This is a genomic window from Kitasatospora sp. NPDC004272, from assembly GCF_053603035.1.
The window spans coordinates 36,248-53,408 of record NZ_JBSGET010000019.1 but is presented as its reverse complement, the minus strand read 5'-3'; the positions used below and the strand labels follow the sequence as shown (position 1 = coordinate 53,408).

Here is a 17,161-nt window from a genome sequence, read left to right as displayed (position 1 = left end):
GCGCGGGTGACCGCCCACCGGGTGATTCGGGTCAACTCCCGCTGACGGAGGGGCGGTCGGCGGCCGCCCCGGGGGCGGTCCGCCGGCGGACCGCGCAGGGCCCGGCCCGCAAGGGGAGTGACGGTTCGGCGGCGGCGGCCGCTCGACCGGTACGTCCGTGATGCCCGAAAAAGGATCGTCCGATCTTTGCCAACCCTTGACCTTGACCGGCCGAAACCTTCCCGGTGCTCTTGCGGTCATACACGTCGCCCGCCGGGCGGACCGCCCCGCGCCGTCCGCCCGGCGGACCGTCGACCTCACCTCTTAGGAGCACCATGTCCCTCCCCCTCACGCGCCGGATCGCCCAGGCCGCGCTGCTCGTGGCCGCCACCGCGGCGCCGCTCGCGGCCGCGGCGGGCGCCGCCTCCGCCACCGAGGTGGTGCCGCAGACCGACCTGGGCGCCGGCGTGACCAAGCTGGCCGACGTCCCCAACTCGGGCGACACGGTGCAGGGGGCCGCCCACGAGCTGGGCCACGTGGTCGGCACCACCGGCGCCGCGACCCTCGCGGCGGGCGGCCCGGCGGCCGCCGACGCGGCCGGCAGCACCGTCGCGCACAACCTGCCGTCCACCGACGACGCGCTCGGCAAGCTCGGCCCGGTCGGCAAGGCCGGCCAGCTGACCGGCTCGCTGGAGACGCTCACCGACAAGGTCGCCCCGGCGGTCGAGGAGAAGGTCGGCCCGGCGGTCACCGACAAGGTCGTCCCGGCCGCCCAGCGGGCCACCGGCACCCCGCTGTCCACCGTCGCCGGCAACCTGCCCACCGAGCGGCTCACCCAGAGCCTGCCGGCCGCCGACAAGCTGGGCCCGGTCACCGGCGCCGTCCAGTCCCTCCCGGTCGCGGGCGCCGTCGCGGGCCTGACCGAGCACGAGTCCGCCAACCGCCTGGGCGGCGTGCCCTCGCTCGGCGGCGACAGCCCGCTGGGCGGCCTGACCGGCGCGCTGGGCCCGGTCGGCGGCCTGCTCGGCGGCATCCAGGGCGGCGGCCTGCCGATCGGCTGACCCGGCCGCGCGGAACACGACGGGAGGGGCGGAGCCGACCGGCTCCGCCCCTCCCGTTCCCGCGTGCGGCACCGGCGCTCAGCGCTTGAGCCGCTCCACGGCCGAGGCCACCCGCTCGTCGGTGGCGGTGAACGCCACCCGCACGAACCGGTCGCCGGCCGGGCCGTAGAAGTCGCCGGGGGCCACCAGGATGCCCAGCTCGGCGAGTTCGGCCACGGTCTCCCAGCACGGCTTGTCCTGGGTCGCCCACAGGTACAGGCTCGCCTCGGAGTGCTCGATCCGGAACCCGTACGCCTCCAGCGCGGCCCGCAGGGCGCTGCGCCGCTGGGCGTAGCGGGCCCGCTGCTCGGCCACGTGCGCGTCGTCGGCGAGCGCGGCCGCGGTGGCGGCCTGCACCGGCGCGGGCACGATCATGCCGCCGTGCTTGCGGATCCCCAGCAGTTCGGCGACCACCACCGGGTCGCCGGCCACGAAGGACGACCGGTAGCCGGCCAGGTTGGAGCGCTTGGACAGCGAGTGCACGGCCAGCAGGCCCTCGTGCGAGCCGCCGCAGACCGACGGGTGGAGCACCGACACCGGCTCGGCCTCCCAGCCGAGTTCGAGGTAGCACTCGTCGCTGACCAGCAGCACCCGGTGGGCCCGGGCCCACTCGACGGCGCGGCGCAGTTCGGCCGCGTCCAGCACCCGCCCGGTGGGGTTGGACGGCGAGTTCAGCCACAGCAGCCGGACCTTGGAGCCGTCCAGTTCCTCGACGTCCTCGTAGGCGACCGGTTCGGCGCCGCAGAGCAGCGCGCCGACCTCGTAGGTGGGGTAGGCGAGCTTCGGGTAGGCGACCTGGTCGCCGGGGCCGAGGCCGAGCTGGCCGGGCAGCCAGGCCACCAGTTCCTTGGAGCCGACGGTGGGCAGGACGGCCTCGGGGCCGATCTCGGCGCCGCAGCGGCGGTTCAGCCAGCCGGCGATCGCGTCGCGCAGCGACAGCGGGCCCCACACGGTGGGGTAGCCGGGGGTGTCGGTGTGCGCGGCCAGGGCCTGCTGGATCAGCTCGGGCACCGGGTCCACCGGGGTGCCGACGGAGAAGTCGCAGAGCCCGTCCGGGTGCGCCTGTGCGGTGCGCTTGTGCGGTTCGAGCTTGTCCCACGGGAAGACCGGCAGGCGGTCGGAGACGCGGCGCGCCGCCCCCGGGTGACCCGGGAACGGCGCGTGCGTGCTGTCGTTGGTGCTCACAGCGTGGATGCCACCGATCGGCTCAGTGTTCGGCGTTCTGCGGGGGCAGCGCGGCGATGAACGGGTGGTCGCGCTCGATCAGGCCGAGCTTGGAGGCGCCGCCGGGCGAGCCCAGGTCGTCGAAGAACTCGACGTTCGCCTTGTAGTAGTCCTTCCACTCCTCGGGGGTGTCGTCCTCGTAGAAGATCGCCTCGACCGGGCAGACCGGTTCGCAGGCACCGCAGTCCACGCACTCGTCCGGGTGGATGTAGAGGGACCGCTCGCCCTCGTAGATGCAGTCCACGGGGCACTCTTCGATGCACGCCTTGTCCTTGACGTCGACACAAGGCTGCGCGATGACGTAGGTCACGCTGTCGTTCCTCCTCGGAAGGGCTGCCGCCCTACTGTTTACTCGGTCGCGCTTTGCGCGCGGCGTCGTCGATGCCCGCCCCTAGTATCGCGGGTCGGGGCACGCAAATGCACAGGAGGTGCGCTCGATGGTCGGCCCAGTGCCGCTGGAGGCCCGTCCGGAGGTCCGGATAGACCCGTCTGACGTGGGACGACGCGTGTCGGTCCGGCGTGTCGACGGCGTGGCGGACGGCCGTCCGGTGTTCCGCGATGTGATCGGTGTGCTCACCTCGTGGGACGACACCGGGTTGACGGTCGAGCCGCGCACCGGAGCGCCGGTGCGCTTCGCGGCCGAACTGCTGGTGGCCGGCAAGCCCGTCCCGCCGTTCCCGGCCCGCCGCACCGCCGCGCCCGCGGCCGACCCGGTCGACCTGCAGCGGATCGCCGCCCGCGGCTGGCCCGCCGTCGAGCAGGAGCCGCTGGGCGAGTGGACGCTGCGCGCCTCCTCCGGTTTCACCCGGCGGGCCAACTCGGCGCAGGCGCTGGGCGATCCGGGCCTGCCGCTGGACGCGGCGCTGGAGCGGGTGCGCGCCTGGTACGCGGCCCGTTCGCTGCCCGCGTACGTCGAGGTGGTCTCCCCCGGCTCGCCGCCCGCGCTGGCCGCCGAGCTGGACCGGCTCGGCGCGGCCCTCGCCCCGACGCTGGTGCGCACCGCCCCGCTCGGCGAGCTGGCCCGGGCCGGGCGCCCGGCGGACGTCCGGCTGGCCCGCACCGCCGGGCCCGAGTGGCTGGCGCTGTACCGCCGGGTGGGCGGCGACCCCGCCCTGGAGGCGGCGGCCACCGCGGTGGTGCACGGCGGCCCCTCGGTCTGGTTCGCCCGCGTCCCGGGCCCGGACGGCGCCCCGCTGGCCATCGGCCGGCTGGTGGTGGACGGCGCCTGGGCCTGCTTCGGCGCGGTCGAGGTGGCCCCGGCCGCCCGCCGCCGCGGCCTGGCCACCGCCGTGATGGCCGCGCTCGCCGCCCGCGGCGCCGAGGAGGGCGCCACCGGCGGCTACCTGCAGGTGGAGGCCGACAACGGGGGCGCGATCGCGCTGTACGACCGGCTGGGCTTCACGACCAGTCACACTTACCACTACGCCCGCCTCCCCCAGCGGTAGCGTGCACCACCAGAGGTGAGCCACCACCAGCCACGACCGCTGCTGAACCGAAGGCCGCAGTGACCGAGCAGAGCAGAACCCGCTTCCGCACCGAAGCCCGGGGCGAACACCCCGACCCGGTGCTGCTGTGCCTGCTCGCCGCCGCCGAGCACACCCTCGGCGACCCCGGCGACAGTGCCGAACAACCGTCCCTGGACGCCCTGCTGACCGCCTGTCAGGCGGCTCTCGACCGGCACGCCGCGGCGATCCGGCAGGCGGTCGCCGAGCGCCGTCCGAACGGCCCGGAGGAGACCGCCGCGCTGCTCGCGGCGGTGCTCGGCGGCCGGGAGCGCTTCCACGGCCGCCAGTCCGACTACCTGCGGCTGGAGTCCTCGCTGCTGCCGGAGGTGCTGCGCCGCCGCCGCGGGCTGCCGATCATGCTCTCGCTGGTCTGGCAGGCGGTCGCCGCCCGGGCCGGGCTGACCGTGCACGGCGTCGCGCTGCCGGGCCACTTCATCGTCGCGGTGGGCGACCCGGCGGGCGGCGACGAGTACGTCCTGGCGGACCCGTTCCACGGCGGCCGGCTGCTCGACGTCCCCGACGTGGAGCGGCTGCTGGCCGCCTCCGGCCAGCACTTCTCCCCCGAACTCCTCACCCCGGCGCAGCCGTTGGACACCGTGCTGCGCGTCCTGGGCAACATCCGGCGCTGGGCCGCCGACCGCCCCGAGCACGCCCGCACCCAGCTCTGGGCCGCCGAGCTCGCCCTGCTGCTGCCTCGCCACCCCGCCCAACTCCGGTTGGAGCGGGCCGAGTTGCTGGTCAAGACCGGCGACTTCCTGTCCGGTGCCGCCGAGATGGAGGCGTACGCGAAGATCCTGGACGCCTTCGACCCGGAGAGCGCGGCGAAGGTCCGGCTGGAGGCGAGGTCGGCCAGGCACCGCCTCAACTGACGGCCGGCCGGCCGCTCACAGCCAGCCCTTCTCCCTCGCGACCCGCACCGCCTCCGCGCGGTTGCGGGCGGCGGTCTTCTGGATCGCCATCGACAGGTAGTTGCGCACCGTGCCCTCGGAGAGGTGCAGCCGGGCCGCGATGTCCGCGTTCACCGAGCCGTCCGCGGCGGCGGCGAGCACGTCGCGCTCGCGGGCGGTGAGCGGGTTGGCCCCCTCCGAGAGGGCGGCGGCGGCCAGCGTGGGGTCGATGACCTTCTCGCCGCGCAGCACCCGGCGGATCGCCTCGGCGAGTTCCGCGGCGGGGGCGTCCTTGACCAGGAAGGCGTCGGCCCCGGACTCCATCGCCCGGCGCAGGTAGCCGGGCCGGCCGAAGGTGGTGGCGATGACGACCCTGGTCTGCGGCCGCACCCGGCGGACCTCCGCGCAGGCGTCGATGCCGGTCATGCCGGGCATCTCGATGTCGAGCACGGCGACGTCCACCCGGTGCTCGGTCACCGCCTCGGCGACCTGGTCGCCGCGGGAGACCTGGGCGACCACCTCCAGGTCGTCCTCCAGCGAGAGCAGCGCGGCGAGCGCCTCCCGCACCATGCCCTGGTCCTCGGCGAGCAGTACCCGCACCGGTCGTCCACCCGTTCCGTCCGTCACGCCGGGCAGCCTATTCCCCTCCGCCGCTGGGACCGGGCCGCAGCGGGACGAGGGCGCGCAGCCGGAAGCCCCGGCCGCGTTCGGCGGGGCCGGTCTCCAGCCGTCCGCCGACCTGTTCCAGCCGCTCGCCGAGGCCCGAGAGCCCGTTGCCGGCACCGGACTTGCCCGGTCCGGCGCCGTTGTCGACGACCTCCAGGACGGCGTAGCGGCCGTCCTCCTCCCAGGTCTCGTCGAGCTGGACGGTGCACCGGGTGGCGCCGCTGCCGTGCCGGACCACGTTGGTGACGGCCTCGCGCAGCGCCCAGGCGAGCACGCCGGACTCCTCGGCGCCGAGGCCGGGGCGCTCCTCGGCCAGCCGGGGGTCGGCGTCGAGGGCGATCTGGCTGGCGGCGAGCGCGGTGCGGGCGGCGGCGAGTTCGACCGGCAGGGTGGGGCGGCGGAAGCCGCTGACGGCGCTGCGGACGTCGGCGAGGGACTGCCGGGCGACCTGTTCGATGTCGCCGACCTGGGCGCGGGCGGCGTCGGCCTTCCCGGCGTCCATCAGGCGGCCGGTGAGCTCGCTCTTGATGGCGATAAGCGAGAGCGAGTGGCCGAGCAGGTCGTGCAGGTCGCGGGCCAGCCGCAGCCGTTCCTCGGAGGCGGCGAGGTGGGCGACGGCGGCCCGGGCCTCGCGCAGTTCGCGCATGGTGGAGACCAGGCGCTGCATGGCGAGCATGGCGAGTCCGGCCATCAGGCAGGGCAGGCCGATGCTGACCAGGGTCTCGGCGTCGGCGCGGCTGGTGAGGCCGACGACGGCGAAGAGGCCGGTGGTGGCGAGCACGCCGACCAGCCCGAGCCGGCGGGGGAGGATCACCGCGGCGCACACCGAGGTGTACGTGAACAGGGTCAGCCAGGACTCGCCGAGGGTGTACGAGGTGGCGACGGCGATCACCGCCATCGCGGCGAGCGGCAGGTACCGCTTGGCCTGCCGGAGGCCCGGGTGGTTGCGGATCACGATCAGCGACAGGTAGCAGCCCAGGAAGACCACCAGCGCGACGCCGCCGGCGGCGCTCGCCGCCGGGGTGTGCTGACCGGTGGTCAGGTCCTGGACGGGGTAGGCCAGGTAGAGCGCCCAGATGGACGTCCAGGCGAGCTTGGCCAGCAGCTGCCGCCGGGTGTCCACCGGCGCACCGGGGTAGGTGGTCCAGCGCCCTTCCGTGCCGTCCGGCCCGTCCTCCCCGTCGTGGTCGGGGTGGCGGGCCGGTGCGGTGCTCTGCATGCGGGACATCATGCCCGTCGCGCGTCCTTGCGGTACAGGACGGCCGCGGCGGCGGTGAAGAGCGCCAGGAAGGCGGCCAGCACGGCGATCGCCGCGGTGGCGACGCCCTGGCCGTGGACGAACGAGGCCAGCTGGTTGTAGTCGTAGACCGGGTTGAACCGGGCGTAGCCCTTCAGCGAGTCGGAGACCGGGAACCAGGTGCCGCCGAACAGCGCCATCAGCATGTAGACGATCATCACCACGGGCTGGACGGCGTCCGGTTCGGCCGCGTAGCCGAGGGCGACGCCGAGCGCGGCGAAGACGAAGCTGCCGAGCCACAGGGCGGCGGCCAGGCCGAGCCACTGGGCGGCGGTGAGGTCGACGCCCTCGATCGCGCCGATCGCGAAGACCACCAGGATGGCGGGCAGCGTGGTGATCGCGCAGGCGGCGATCTTGCCGAGCGTGTAGGCCCGGCCGGGCAGCGCGGTGAGCCGCAGCTGCCGGGTCCAGCCGCTCTTGCGCTCCAGCGAGATGCGCTGCGCCGAGCCGGTCAGCACGGCGCCGACCGCGCCGAAGGTGGCCATCGAGACCATGAAGTACGACTTGACGGGGACGCCGCCGTCGACCGTGCCGCCGTTGCCGTAGGCGCTGATGAAGAAGACGTACAGCAGCGCGGGGTAGAGCACGGTGAACATCAGGTACCGCTTGTTGCGCAGGGTGCGCAGGATCTCCAGCCGGACCAGGGTGGTCATCGGACGCTCGCCTCCTCTTCCTCGGTGCGGTCGGCCTGCTCGGCCAGGTCCTGCTCGCCGGTGATGGTCAGGAACGCCTGCTCCAGGCCGAGGCTGGTGACCTCCAGCCCGCGCGGGTACAGGCCCGCCGCGTACAGCGCGGCGACGCCCGCGTCGGCGTCGGCGGAGCGGATCCGGACGGTGCGCACGCCGTCGGCGCGGGTGCTGACGTCCAGCCCGACGGTGCCGGGCAGCGCGCGCAGCACCGCCTCGTCGGCGGGGGCGCCGTCGGCGGGGTGGAGTTCGAAGCCGATCCGGCGGGCGCCGGCCCGGGCCTTGATCTCGGCGGAGGTGCCGTCGGCGATCAGCCGGCCCTTGTGCAGGACGAGGACGCGGTCGGCGATCGAGTCGGCCTCCTCCAGGTAGTGGGTGGCGAACAGCACGGTGCGCCCGGCGTCGGCCTGGGCCCGCATGGCGTCCCAGAACTGGCGGCGGACGGTGACGTCCATGCCGGTGGTGGGCTCGTCCAGGACGATCAGGTCGTTGCGGCCGGCCACCGCGAGGGCGAACCGGACCCGCTGCTCCTGGCCGCCGGAGAGCTTGTCGACCCGGCGGTCGGCGATCTCGGTGATCCCGGCGGTGGTCAGCACCTCGTCGACCCGGTGGCCCCTGGGGTGGACCTTGCAGGCCAGTTCGACGATCTCGCGGACCTTGACGTCGCTCATCAGGCCGCCGCTCTGCAGCATCGCGCCGACCCGGCCGGCGGTGATCGCCGCCCGCGGGGTGCCGCCGAACAGTTCGACGGTGCCGCCGTCGGGTTCGCGCAGGCCCAGCAGCAGGTCGAGGCTGCTGGACTTGCCCGCGCCGTTGGGGCCGAGCAGCGCGACCGTCTCGCCGGGTCGCAGCACCAGGTCGAGGCCGTTCACCGCCTTCACCCGGCCGTAGCTCTTGCTGACGTTCCGGAAGGCCGCGACCTCCCCCGTTCCCGTCGCCATCTGGACCAAGTCCCTTCGAAGCCGTCCTTCTTCCGACTCCTCAAGGCTCCTCGGAACGGGGGTGTCCGCGGCAGTGCGCGCCGTCGTGACCTCCGCATGACGGATGTCACGGCCGGGGCCGTTACAGCAGGCCGAGCGACTCCTTCAGGAACCGGACCTGGAGCAGCAGCAGGTTCTCCGCGACCTGCTCCTGCGGGGTCATGTGGGTCACCCCGGACAGCGGCAGCACGGTGTGCGGGCGCCCGGCGGCGAGCAGCGCGGTGGACAGCCGCAGGCTGTGCGCGACCACCACGTTGTCGTCGGCCAGGCCGTGCACGATCATCAGCGGCCGGCGCAGCGAGGGGGCCATCTCCACCAGCGAGTTGGCCCGGTAGACCTCGGGCTCCGCCGCCGGGTCGCCGTAGTAGCGCTCGGTGTAGTGGGTGTCGTACAGGTCGTGCTCGGTGACGGGCGCGCCGGCCACCGCGGCGTGGAAGACGTCCGGTTCGCGGAGCACGGCGGCGGCGGCCAGGTAGCCGCCGTACGACCAGCCGCGGATCGCGACCTTCGCCAGGTCGAGCGGGAACTCCTCGGCGAGCGCGTGCAGCGCGTCGACCTGGTCCTGGACGGAGACCTCGGCGGTCCGCCGGTTGATCGACTTCTCCCAGCCGGGGCTGTGCCCGGGGGTGCCGCGCCCGTCGGCGACGAGCACCGCGAAGCCCTGGTCGGCGAACCACTGCGAGACCAGGTGCGGGTTGTGCGCCCGCACCACCCGCTGCCCGTGCGGGCCGCCGTACGGGTCCATCAGGACGGGCAGTTCGCCGTCCGTGTCGGGGTCGTAGCCGGTGGGCAGCAGCACCGCGCAGGGGATCCGCCGCTCGCCGGCGAACCGGAACACCGGGCGGGCGGCCAGCAGCGGGACGGCCGCGTGCGAGGCGACCACCAGCGGTTCGGCGCCCGCGCGGTGCACGGTGACGGTGGTGCCGGGGCGCATCGGGTGGGCGGTGGTGAGCACGGTGGTGCCCGCGCCGCGCACCGCGCCGAGCGCGCCGTCGCCGACCTCCCGCACGCCGTCCGGCCCGGCCTCGAAGACGCCCAGCCAGCCGGGCGGGCGGCGCTCGAACTCGGCGGCCCCGGCGGAGGCGGTGAACAGCACGGTGTCGCCGTCGGTGCCGAGCACCGAGCGGACGTGCAGCCCGGCGTCGGTGCGCGCCTGCTCGCCGACGGTCAGCACCCGGGCGCCGTCCCGGTCGGTGATCCGCACCAGCCGCCCGTCGGCCAGCCGCACCGGCACGCCGCCGAACAGCTCCAGCCAGTCCGCGTCCCGCTCGGTGACCAGCACGGTGGTGGCGCCGGTCGCGGTGTCGGCCTCCAGCACCAGCTGCTCGCGCTGGTCGCGGGCCTGCACCTGGAGCAGCGGCGGCCCGCCGGCCGACCAGTGCACCCGGGCCAGGTACGGGTACGCCGCCCGGTCCCAGCGGATCTCGGTGCGGCTGCCGTCCAGGCCGAGCAGCCAGAGCCCGACCTCGGCGTTGGGCGTGCCGGCCGCCGGGTAGGCGACCTCGGCCGGCGGGCGGCCGGGGTTGGCCGGGTCGGCGATCCACCAGCGGCGCACCGGGGTGTCGTCGACCCGGGCGGCCAGCAGCGCGCCGCCGCCGGGGGCCCACCAGTACCCGCGGTCGCGGCCCATCTCCTCCTGGGCGATGAACTCGGCCTGGCCCCAGCTGACGCCGTCCGCCTCCGGCCCGGCCAGCAGCCGGTCGCCGCTGCCGTCGGCGGCGCTCACCCGCAGCTCGCCGCCGGGGGTGGCGTAGGCGACGTGCGCGCCGTCGGGGCTGGGCCGCGGGTCCAGCAGCGGGGTGGCGGCGGGCAGCTCGCGGGCCTTCCCGCTGTCGGTGTCGACCGCGAACAGCCGCCCGGAGAGCGCGAAGGCCGCGGTGCGGCCGGTGGCGTCCAGGGCGTAGCCGACGATCCCGGCGGAGGTCTCCCGGCTGCGCTCGCGGCGGGCCCGCTCGGCGTCGGACAGCTCCTCCGCGCCGCCGCCGAGCAGGTCCTCCGGGTCGGCGAGCACGCTCTCGGTGCCGGTGGCGACGTCGAGCCGCCACAGCAGGTTGGCCGGCCGCTCCTCGCCGCGGGAACGCAGGAACAGCACCCGGGCGCCGTCCGGGGAGACGCTGAACGAGCGGGGCGCGCCCGCGGTGAAGCGCCCGGTGCGGGCGTACTGCCGGGGGAAGGTGTCGTGCGGCTTCTCGGTCGTCATGCGGTCGACACTACGGCCCGGGCCGCCGGTGATCACCCGGACGGCGCAGCTCACCCGGACGGCGGCGTACGGCCGTTCGGAGGGCCGCTGACCGGGGGCGCAGCGGGCGGGGGCGGGCGGCGCGACACCCCGGACGGGCTCACGGAACGTCATCCGGGGGTCACTGATCGGGTATCAGTTGACCATCGTTCCGCCCGCTGCCCCGTCCCCGGGGCAGCGCACCCGAGGAAGGGTGTGAGCCGTCATGGCTTTGTCCGTCTCCGCCGTCTTGCTGATGCTGGTCGTGGTCGTGGTCCTGGTCCGCCGGTCGACCCTGAAGGTGAGCCACGCGCTGGTGTGCGCGCTGCTCGGCTTCTACCTGGCCTCCAGTTCGATCGCGCCGTCGATCCAGCAGGTGACGGCCAACCTGGCCGGGATGCTGAACGGTCTGAACCTCTAGCCCGCACGCGTCCGGCCTGCCCGGGGAGTCCCCTCCGGGCGGGCCGTTAAGCTGCCGGACATGACCTCCGTTCCCCCGGCCGACGCGCGCGGGCTGCTGCTGGTGCACGCCCACCCCGACGACGAGTCGATCAACAACGGCTCCACGATGGCCCGGTACGCGGCCGAGGGCGTCCGGGTCACCCTGGTGACCTGCACGCTGGGCGAGGGCGGTGAGGTGATCCCGCCGGAGCTGGCCCACCTGGAGCAGGGCCGCGACAACACCCTGGGCGAGCACCGGATCGGCGAACTCGCCGCCGCGATGCGCGAGTTGGGCGTCACCGACCACCGCTTCCTGGGCGGTCCGGGCCGCTGGCGGGACTCCGGGATGATGGGCACCGCGGACAACGACGACCCGTCCTGCTTCTGGCGGGCGGACGTGGACGAGGCCGCCGGGCTGCTGGCCGGGGTGATCCGCGAGGTCCGGCCGCAGGTGCTGGTGACGTACGACGAGAACGGCGGGTACGGGCACCCCGACCACATCCAGGCGCACCGGGTGGCGCTGCGCGGCTACGAGCTGGCCGCCGACCCGGCCTTCGGCCCGGAGCTGGGCGCGCCCTGGCGGATCGCCAAGGTCTACTACAACCGGATGCCCCGCTCGGTGATCGAGGCCGCGCTGGCCGGGACCGCCGCCGAGGCGCCGTTCCCGGGCACCGCCCCGGTCGGCGAGATCCCGGGCGTGGTGGACGACCGGGTGGTCACCACCGTGCTGGACAACGCCGCGCACGCCGGGGCGAAGGCCGCCGCGATGCGGGCGCACGCCACCCAGATCACCGTGGCCGGGCGCCACTTCGCACTCAGCAACGACCTCGGGCAGCCGCTGCTGGCCACCGAGTACTACGAGCTGGTGCGCGGCCCGCTCGGCCCGGGCGCCCCGGAGACCGACCTGTTCGCGGGGGTGGCGGAGTGAGGTTCACGCACGCCCTGCTGGGCACCCGCGAGGAGCGCCTGGGCGAGCCGATGCCGCCGCGCGGCGTCCGGATCGCGGTCTACGCCGTGCTGTTCCTGCTCGGCGCGGCGGTGTCGGTGTGCGGAGCTTTCGTGCAGACCCTGTGGGGCGGCGCCGGCGTCGTGCTGGCGCTGGCGGGCTGCGCCGGGCTGTTCTACGGGGGCCTGCGGGCGACCGGCACCAAGCTCGGCGCGGGCTGCGCGCTGGGCGGCTGGTTCCTGGTGCTGGCGGCGCTGCTGGCGCCCCGCCCCGAGGGTGACCTGGTGCTCTCCGCGACGCCGTCCGCGTACCTGTACCTGTTCGGCGGCGCGGTGCTCGGGGTGGTCTGCGCGACCCTGCCGACCCGCTCCGGTTTCCTGTTCGGCGTACCGGCGCCGGAACCCCGACGGCCCGTCAAGGACGGCGGCCGCTAGCGCGTACCGGGACGATCCGGAGCCGCGGGTTCCGGCGGTCGCCCGACGGCCCGGATCCCTTGTCGGTAAGGTGGTGCCCCGGCGGGCCACCCCCCTGTCCGGCCCGGCCGGGCCGGGCGGTAGCTTCGGCACCACTCGCGTGGCGGGGGCGCTCGCCGTAGCCGACACGTGAACAGCTGATGTCCCCGGGGCCGGTCGGCCCGCCGCGCGCCGCTCGCCGTCGTCCGGCGGTCAGCCGCCCCATACGCAGCGGACGGCCCGGCCGGCCCGGCCGCGAACCCGGAGCAGAGCAGCATTGAGCAGCCGCGAACCTGACAACGCCCACCCGCAGCCGCGCCGCGGCGGCCCCGACGCGTACCCGTCGGGCACCCCGCCGTACGGCACCGGCGTGCCCGGTGGGCTCGGCGCGGACCCGGCCGCCGGGCGGAACGCTCCCGACCGGCGCCCCGAGGAGCCCGAGGCCCCGAAGGCGACGGAGACCAAGCTGACCACCCGGGTGCGGATCAACATCCCCGGCTCCCGGCCGATCCCGCCGGTCGTGGTGCAGAGCAAGGTCAAGGAGGAGAAGCCCGCGAAGCCCGAGCAGCCCGCGGAACCCTCCGGCCCGCGCCACCGCGGCGGCGCGGGGGACCCGGTGCTCGGCGTGATGGACTCCGGTGCGCGCACCGCCACGCCGCCGAACCTGCCGCCGGAGTGGCAGGAGCCGGCCGCGCCCCGGCCCGGCGGCCCGAAGGGGTCCGAGTCGGACTCCACCGGCGAGTGGTTCAAGCCGCGCCAGAAGGGCCGCCCGGAGCCCGCTCCGGCGGCGTCCGCCCCGGTGGCTCCCGCGCAGCCCGCCCCCGCCGCCCCGCCCGCCCCGGCGGCCCAGCAGCAGGCCGCGCCGCGCCCGTCCGGCGCGCCCGCCTCGCCGTTCGCCCCGGCCGACCCGGCGTCCTCCCGCACCGGCGGCCACCGGCTGCCGCGTCAGGACGACCGGTTCGCCGCGGCCCAGGACCCGTTCGCCGCCCCGCAGGACCCGTTCGCGGCCCCGCAGGACGCGTTCGCCCAGCAGCCCGCCCAGGACCCCTTCGCCCGGCCGCAGCCCGGAGCGCAGCCCCCCGCCGCCGCCCGCGACCCGTTCGCCGACGGCCCGGGCCCGGAGCGGCGCCCGCAGGCCGCCGCCGGGGAGCCGGAGGACACCCAGATCGGCGGTTTCGACCCGGTCACCGGCGAGGAGCCCGCGCCGGGCGCCGCCATATCGGACCCGCCGACCACCCAGCTGTTCCTGAAGGCCCCCGGCACCCCGGGCGACCCGTTCACCGACCCGTTCGCCGAGGCGCGGGGGCCCCGGCCGACCGGTGACGGCGGCGGCCGGTTCGCCGACCTGCCCGCCGCGCAGCCGTTCCCGGGCGGCCCGCGGGCGGCCGCGCCCAAGCGCGAGCAGGCCCCCGCGGCCCAGCCTCCGGCGGCCCGGCCGGCCGCCGGGGAGCCGAAGCCGGCTGCCCCGGCGGCGCCCGCCGCCAAGAAGAAGGGCGGCCGCGGCAAGAAGCTGGTGGTGACCGGGGTCGGCGGCGTGCTGTTCCTCGGCGCGGCCGCGTACGGCGCGGGCCTGATGATGAACCAGTCGGACATCCCCAAGGGCACCACGGTGCTGGGCACCGACATCGGCGGCGACTCCCGCGACCAGGCGGTGAAGGTGCTGGACGGCTCGGTGGCCAAGGTCGGGCAGCAGCCGGTCCGGCTGAAGGTCGGTGACCAGTCGCTCACCCTGGACCCGGCCAGCGCCGGTCTGAGCTTCGACACCACCGCGACGGTGGACGGGCTGACCAAGCACAGCTACAGCCCGGTCGACGTGCTGGGCTCGCTGACCGGCGACGCCAAGGCCGTCGCGCCGCAGGTGCGGATCGACCGGGCGAAGCTGAAGGCCGCGCTGGACGACCTGGGCGGCAAGTCCGGGCAGTCCCTGCAGGAGGGCTACGTCAAGTTCACCACCAGCGGCGGCACCGAGGTGGTCCCGGGCGCGGGCGGCAAGGCGCTGGACTCGGCGTCCGCGGTCGACCTGGTCGAGCAGGCGTACCGCGGCCGGGCGGCCGGCCGGGCGGACGCCGAGGTGGTGCTGCCGGTCACCGACGCCCAGCCGAAGGTCGGCCAGGACGCGCTGCAGGCCGCCGCCGACGGCCTGGGCAAGCAGGTGACGGCCGGCAACGTGACGGTCAAGGCGGGCGGCAAGCAGTTCCTGTTCGGCCGCAACACCGCCGCCGGCGCGCTGACGCTGGCACCGGACGCGAGCGGCGCCGTGGTCCTCAAGTGGAACCTGGACGCGCTGACCACCTCCATCGGCACCACCTTCGACAAGGTGCGGATCACCAAGAACGGCCAGCAGGCGGCGGTCACCGCCCAGGACGTGGCCGACGCCATCGCCCAGGGCATCACCAAGACCGGCAAGGAGCGCTCGGTCACGCTCCCGTCCTGACGGCGCGTCAAGCCGCGGGCCGGTCCGGAGCGCCGAGTCGGCGCCCCGGGCCGGCCCGCTGGCGAGTCCTCGCCAATGGCGTCACGGAACAGGACAAACCGGACGCGCAACCGGGCGGCCACGTCGTGTTACCAATCCTTGATCCGCCGCAGGTCGACAAGTCAGTTCACCGGTACGCAAGATGTGCCGCGTGCCGAGACCCCGCTTCCTCCCGCTCACCCTGACCGCCACGGCGGCGGCGCTGTCCGTCGCGCTGTGTTCCTGCGGCCCCACATCGGGCTCCGCCGGCGGCGAACCGGCCCGGGCGGCGGCAGCGGCGGGCGGGGACGCGCCGCGGATGACCCAGCAGGAGATGAACTCCCGGCCGCGCGACGCGCTGCGCCAGGGCGGCACCCTGGTCTGGGCGATCGACCAGTACTCCACCCAGTGGAACCCGGTCCAGGCGGACGGCTCCGAGGCGTCCACCAACGACGTGGTCAAGGCGCTGCTGCCGACCTTCTGGCGCTCCGACGCGGGCGGCGTGCAGACCCCCAACCCGGCCTACCTCTCCGACGTGAGGAGCGAGACCCGGCAGGGCAAGCAGGTCGTGGTGTGGACGCTCAACCCGAAGGCCCACTGGTCCGACGGCACCCCGATCACCTGGCGCGACCTGCAGGCCGACTGGCAGGCGCTGGGCAGCCTGAACAGCGACTTCAAGACCGCCACCACCAACGGCTTCGACCAGGTGGAGAGCGTGGTCCGCGGCAAGGACGACTTCCAGGCCGTGATGACCTTCAAGGAGCCGTACTCGGAGTGGCAGGCGATGTTCAACAACGCCGGCAACGCCCCGCTGCTGCCCGCGAAGTACGTCTCCACCCCCGAACTGTTCAACACCTCCTTCAAGAACCGGATCCCGGTCACCGCGGGCCCCTTCAAGCTGGACTCGCTGGACGCCGCGGCGCGCACCGTCACCGTGGTCGCCGACCCGGACTGGTGGGGCGACAAGCCGCTGCTGGACAAGATCGTCTTCAGGGCGTACGACACCGGCGCGATGCCGCAGGCCTTCGCCAAGGGCGAGATCGACTTCTACAACAACGGCCCCAACACCGAGGGCTACCGGCTGATCAGGTCCACCGCGGGCGGCGAGGTGCGCAAGGCAGGCGGCCCCAACCTGCGGCACCTGGTGCTCAACGGCAAGAGCCCGCTGCTGGAGGACGCCCGGCTGCGCCAGGCACTGATCCAGGCGATCGACCGGGCCGAGATCACCCGCACCGACCTGGCCGGCCTGGACTGGCCGTACGTGCCGATGAACAACCACTTCCTGGTGCCCTCCCAGCACGGCTACCAGGACAACTCGAACGGCCTGAGCCGCTTCGACCCGGACGCCGCGAGGGCCGTGCTCGACTCGCTGGGCTGGAAGCCCGGCCCGAACGGCGTGCGCGCCAGGGACGGCAAGGAGCTGGTGCTGCGCTACGTGGCGCCGGCCGCGAACAACCTGGCCGCCAACGAGAGCGAGGAGGTCACCCGGATGCTCGCCGCGATCGGGGTGACCGTCCAGGTCCGGACCGTGCCGGCCGGCGAGTACTTCGACGGCTACATCTACAAGCACGACTTCGACCTGACCTCGTTCTCCCTGCTGGGCACGCCCTTCCCGGTCTCCAACTCGATCAGCACCTTCCAGCAGGACTCCGGCTCCAACTGGGCCCAGGTCGGCAGCAAGGCGCTGGACCGGGCGATGGCGGACGCCGCCAAGGCGGACACCGCCGACGAGGAGACCACGGCGCTCAACCTCGCCGACTCGGAGGCCTGGCAGGTCGCCGGCCTGGTGCCGCTGTACCAGCGCCCGGCCATCTACGGGGTGCGCAAGGAACTCGCCAACATCGGCGCGGCCGGCCTCGGGGATGTCGTCTACGAGAACATCGGCCTGATGAAGTAACAACGTCCGCCGTAACGCTGCGGCGAGGACTCGCCAATGGCGAGAAAATGCCAGTCGGGCGGCGCCCCGAGTGCCGCCCGAATTGGGTGAGCCATACCCGTGAATTCGCTTCGGCACGCCCGAAAACACCGATGTCCGATAATCGGACACTCAATTGCACTCGCCAATTGCGATGAACAGTGCCAAACCGGACATCGCCTCTACGCGCGTCATCCGACCCCGGAGAGCAACTCGACGTCCTGATACCGGACCTGACAGTGCGTCGTTACGGACATGTGAACGCGACTTGATGGATTCTGTCCGGTTTTGACCGTCTTGCCAGCCCGGTGTCAAGAGTCCGAGAACTACGAAGTGGTTGACATTCCAGCACGAAGGAGGAAATGCGCCATCGACAACTGGGGAACTCTTGACGTTCGATAAACGACTTGCAA

At 74.5% G+C, this 17,161-nt stretch carries 15 protein-coding genes; 8 read left to right on the top strand and 7 right to left on the bottom strand.

Going from position 1 to position 17,161, the window contains the following annotated elements:
* Positions 1–314: 314 nt before the first annotated feature.
* Positions 315–1,040 (top strand): hypothetical protein, encoded by a 726-nt coding sequence (locus tag ACWEO5_RS08960; RefSeq protein WP_452161527.1) that lies wholly within the window; start codon positions 315–317, stop codon positions 1,038–1,040.
* Between the two features lie 78 nt (positions 1,041–1,118).
* Here ACWEO5_RS08960 and dapC read toward each other — a convergent pair whose 3' ends face one another.
* Together dapC and fdxA are read right to left on the bottom strand one after the other, a co-directional pair.
* A complete protein-coding gene (gene dapC / locus ACWEO5_RS08955) occupies positions 1,119–2,264 on the bottom strand; it encodes a succinyldiaminopimelate transaminase (RefSeq protein WP_452161525.1) in 1,146 nt (381 codons plus the stop codon).
* Between the two features lie 22 nt (positions 2,265–2,286).
* Positions 2,287–2,613, bottom strand: coding sequence for a ferredoxin (gene fdxA, locus ACWEO5_RS08950; RefSeq protein ID WP_030459925.1), 327 nt, complete (start codon positions 2,611–2,613; stop codon positions 2,287–2,289).
* 127 nt (positions 2,614–2,740) lie between these two features.
* Between fdxA and ACWEO5_RS08945 the strand changes: the two genes are divergently transcribed.
* Both ACWEO5_RS08945 and ACWEO5_RS08940 read left to right on the top strand, forming a co-directional pair.
* Positions 2,741–3,748, top strand: a complete 1,008-nt coding sequence (locus tag ACWEO5_RS08945) for a GNAT family N-acetyltransferase (RefSeq protein WP_452161522.1) — start codon at positions 2,741–2,743, stop codon at positions 3,746–3,748.
* A 59-nt stretch (positions 3,749–3,807) separates the two neighbouring features.
* Positions 3,808–4,677 (top strand): transglutaminase-like domain-containing protein, encoded by an 870-nt coding sequence (locus ACWEO5_RS08940; RefSeq protein ID WP_344552491.1) that lies wholly within the window; start codon positions 3,808–3,810, stop codon positions 4,675–4,677.
* 15 nt (positions 4,678–4,692) lie between these two features.
* Here ACWEO5_RS08940 and ACWEO5_RS08935 read toward each other — a convergent pair whose 3' ends face one another.
* From ACWEO5_RS08935 to ACWEO5_RS08915, 5 genes are all read right to left on the bottom strand, one after another.
* Complete coding sequence (locus ACWEO5_RS08935; RefSeq protein ID WP_452161520.1) at positions 4,693–5,322, bottom strand: response regulator; 630 nt, start codon at positions 5,320–5,322, stop codon at positions 4,693–4,695.
* 10 nt (positions 5,323–5,332) lie between these two features.
* A complete protein-coding gene (locus ACWEO5_RS08930) occupies positions 5,333–6,580 on the bottom strand; it encodes a sensor histidine kinase (RefSeq protein ID WP_452161518.1) in 1,248 nt (415 codons plus the stop codon).
* 8 nt (positions 6,581–6,588) lie between these two features.
* Positions 6,589–7,311, bottom strand: coding sequence for an ABC transporter permease (locus ACWEO5_RS08925; protein WP_452161516.1), 723 nt, complete (start codon positions 7,309–7,311; stop codon positions 6,589–6,591).
* Positions 7,308–8,285: an ABC transporter ATP-binding protein gene (locus ACWEO5_RS08920; RefSeq protein WP_344552487.1), complete on the bottom strand. Its 978-nt coding sequence runs from the start codon at positions 8,283–8,285 to the stop codon at positions 7,308–7,310. The genes ACWEO5_RS08925 and ACWEO5_RS08920 overlap by 4 nt, the downstream gene beginning before the upstream one ends.
* A gap of 121 nt (positions 8,286–8,406) precedes the next feature.
* Entirely contained in the window at positions 8,407–10,524 is a 2,118-nt protein-coding gene (locus tag ACWEO5_RS08915; protein ID WP_452161513.1) for a prolyl oligopeptidase family serine peptidase, read from the bottom strand.
* Positions 10,525–10,768: 244 nt separating this feature from the next.
* Here ACWEO5_RS08915 and ACWEO5_RS08910 point away from each other — a divergent pair, with 244 nt between their 5' ends.
* From ACWEO5_RS08910 to ACWEO5_RS08890, 5 genes are all read left to right on the top strand, one after another.
* Positions 10,769–10,963, top strand: coding sequence for a DUF2304 family protein (locus ACWEO5_RS08910; protein WP_176189864.1), 195 nt, complete (start codon positions 10,769–10,771; stop codon positions 10,961–10,963).
* Positions 10,964–11,023: 60 nt separating this feature from the next.
* Entirely contained in the window at positions 11,024–11,911 is an 888-nt protein-coding gene (gene mshB, locus ACWEO5_RS08905; protein ID WP_452161511.1) for an N-acetyl-1-D-myo-inositol-2-amino-2-deoxy-alpha-D-glucopyranoside deacetylase, read from the top strand.
* On the top strand, positions 11,908–12,363 hold the full coding sequence (locus tag ACWEO5_RS08900; protein ID WP_452161509.1) for a DUF6113 family protein: 456 nt from the start codon (positions 11,908–11,910) through the stop codon (positions 12,361–12,363). Before mshB ends, ACWEO5_RS08900 begins: the two co-directional genes overlap by 4 nt.
* Before the next feature lie 295 nt (positions 12,364–12,658).
* Positions 12,659–14,815, top strand: coding sequence for a hypothetical protein (locus tag ACWEO5_RS08895; RefSeq protein WP_452161507.1), 2,157 nt, complete (start codon positions 12,659–12,661; stop codon positions 14,813–14,815).
* Positions 14,816–15,005: 190 nt separating this feature from the next.
* Positions 15,006–16,730, top strand: a complete 1,725-nt coding sequence (locus ACWEO5_RS08890) for an ABC transporter family substrate-binding protein (RefSeq protein WP_452161505.1) — start codon at positions 15,006–15,008, stop codon at positions 16,728–16,730.
* Positions 16,731–17,161: the final 431 nt, after the last annotated feature.

Coding starts and splice junctions, on each gene's coding strand:
- ACWEO5_RS08960 (WP_452161527.1), top strand. CDS start 315: ATGTCCCTCCCCCTCACGCGCCGGATCGCCCAGGCCGCGCTGCTCGTG.
- ACWEO5_RS08920 (WP_344552487.1), bottom strand. CDS start 8,285: ATGGCGACGGGAACGGGGGAGGTCGCGGCCTTCCGGAACGTCAGCAAG.
- ACWEO5_RS08925 (WP_452161516.1), bottom strand. CDS start 7,311: ATGACCACCCTGGTCCGGCTGGAGATCCTGCGCACCCTGCGCAACAAG.
- ACWEO5_RS08930 (WP_452161518.1), bottom strand. CDS start 6,580: ATGCAGAGCACCGCACCGGCCCGCCACCCCGACCACGACGGGGAGGAC.
- ACWEO5_RS08910 (WP_176189864.1), top strand. CDS start 10,769: ATGGCTTTGTCCGTCTCCGCCGTCTTGCTGATGCTGGTCGTGGTCGTG.
- ACWEO5_RS08915 (WP_452161513.1), bottom strand. CDS start 10,524: ATGACGACCGAGAAGCCGCACGACACCTTCCCCCGGCAGTACGCCCGC.
- mshB (WP_452161511.1), top strand. CDS start 11,024: ATGACCTCCGTTCCCCCGGCCGACGCGCGCGGGCTGCTGCTGGTGCAC.
- ACWEO5_RS08945 (WP_452161522.1), top strand. CDS start 2,741: ATGGTCGGCCCAGTGCCGCTGGAGGCCCGTCCGGAGGTCCGGATAGAC.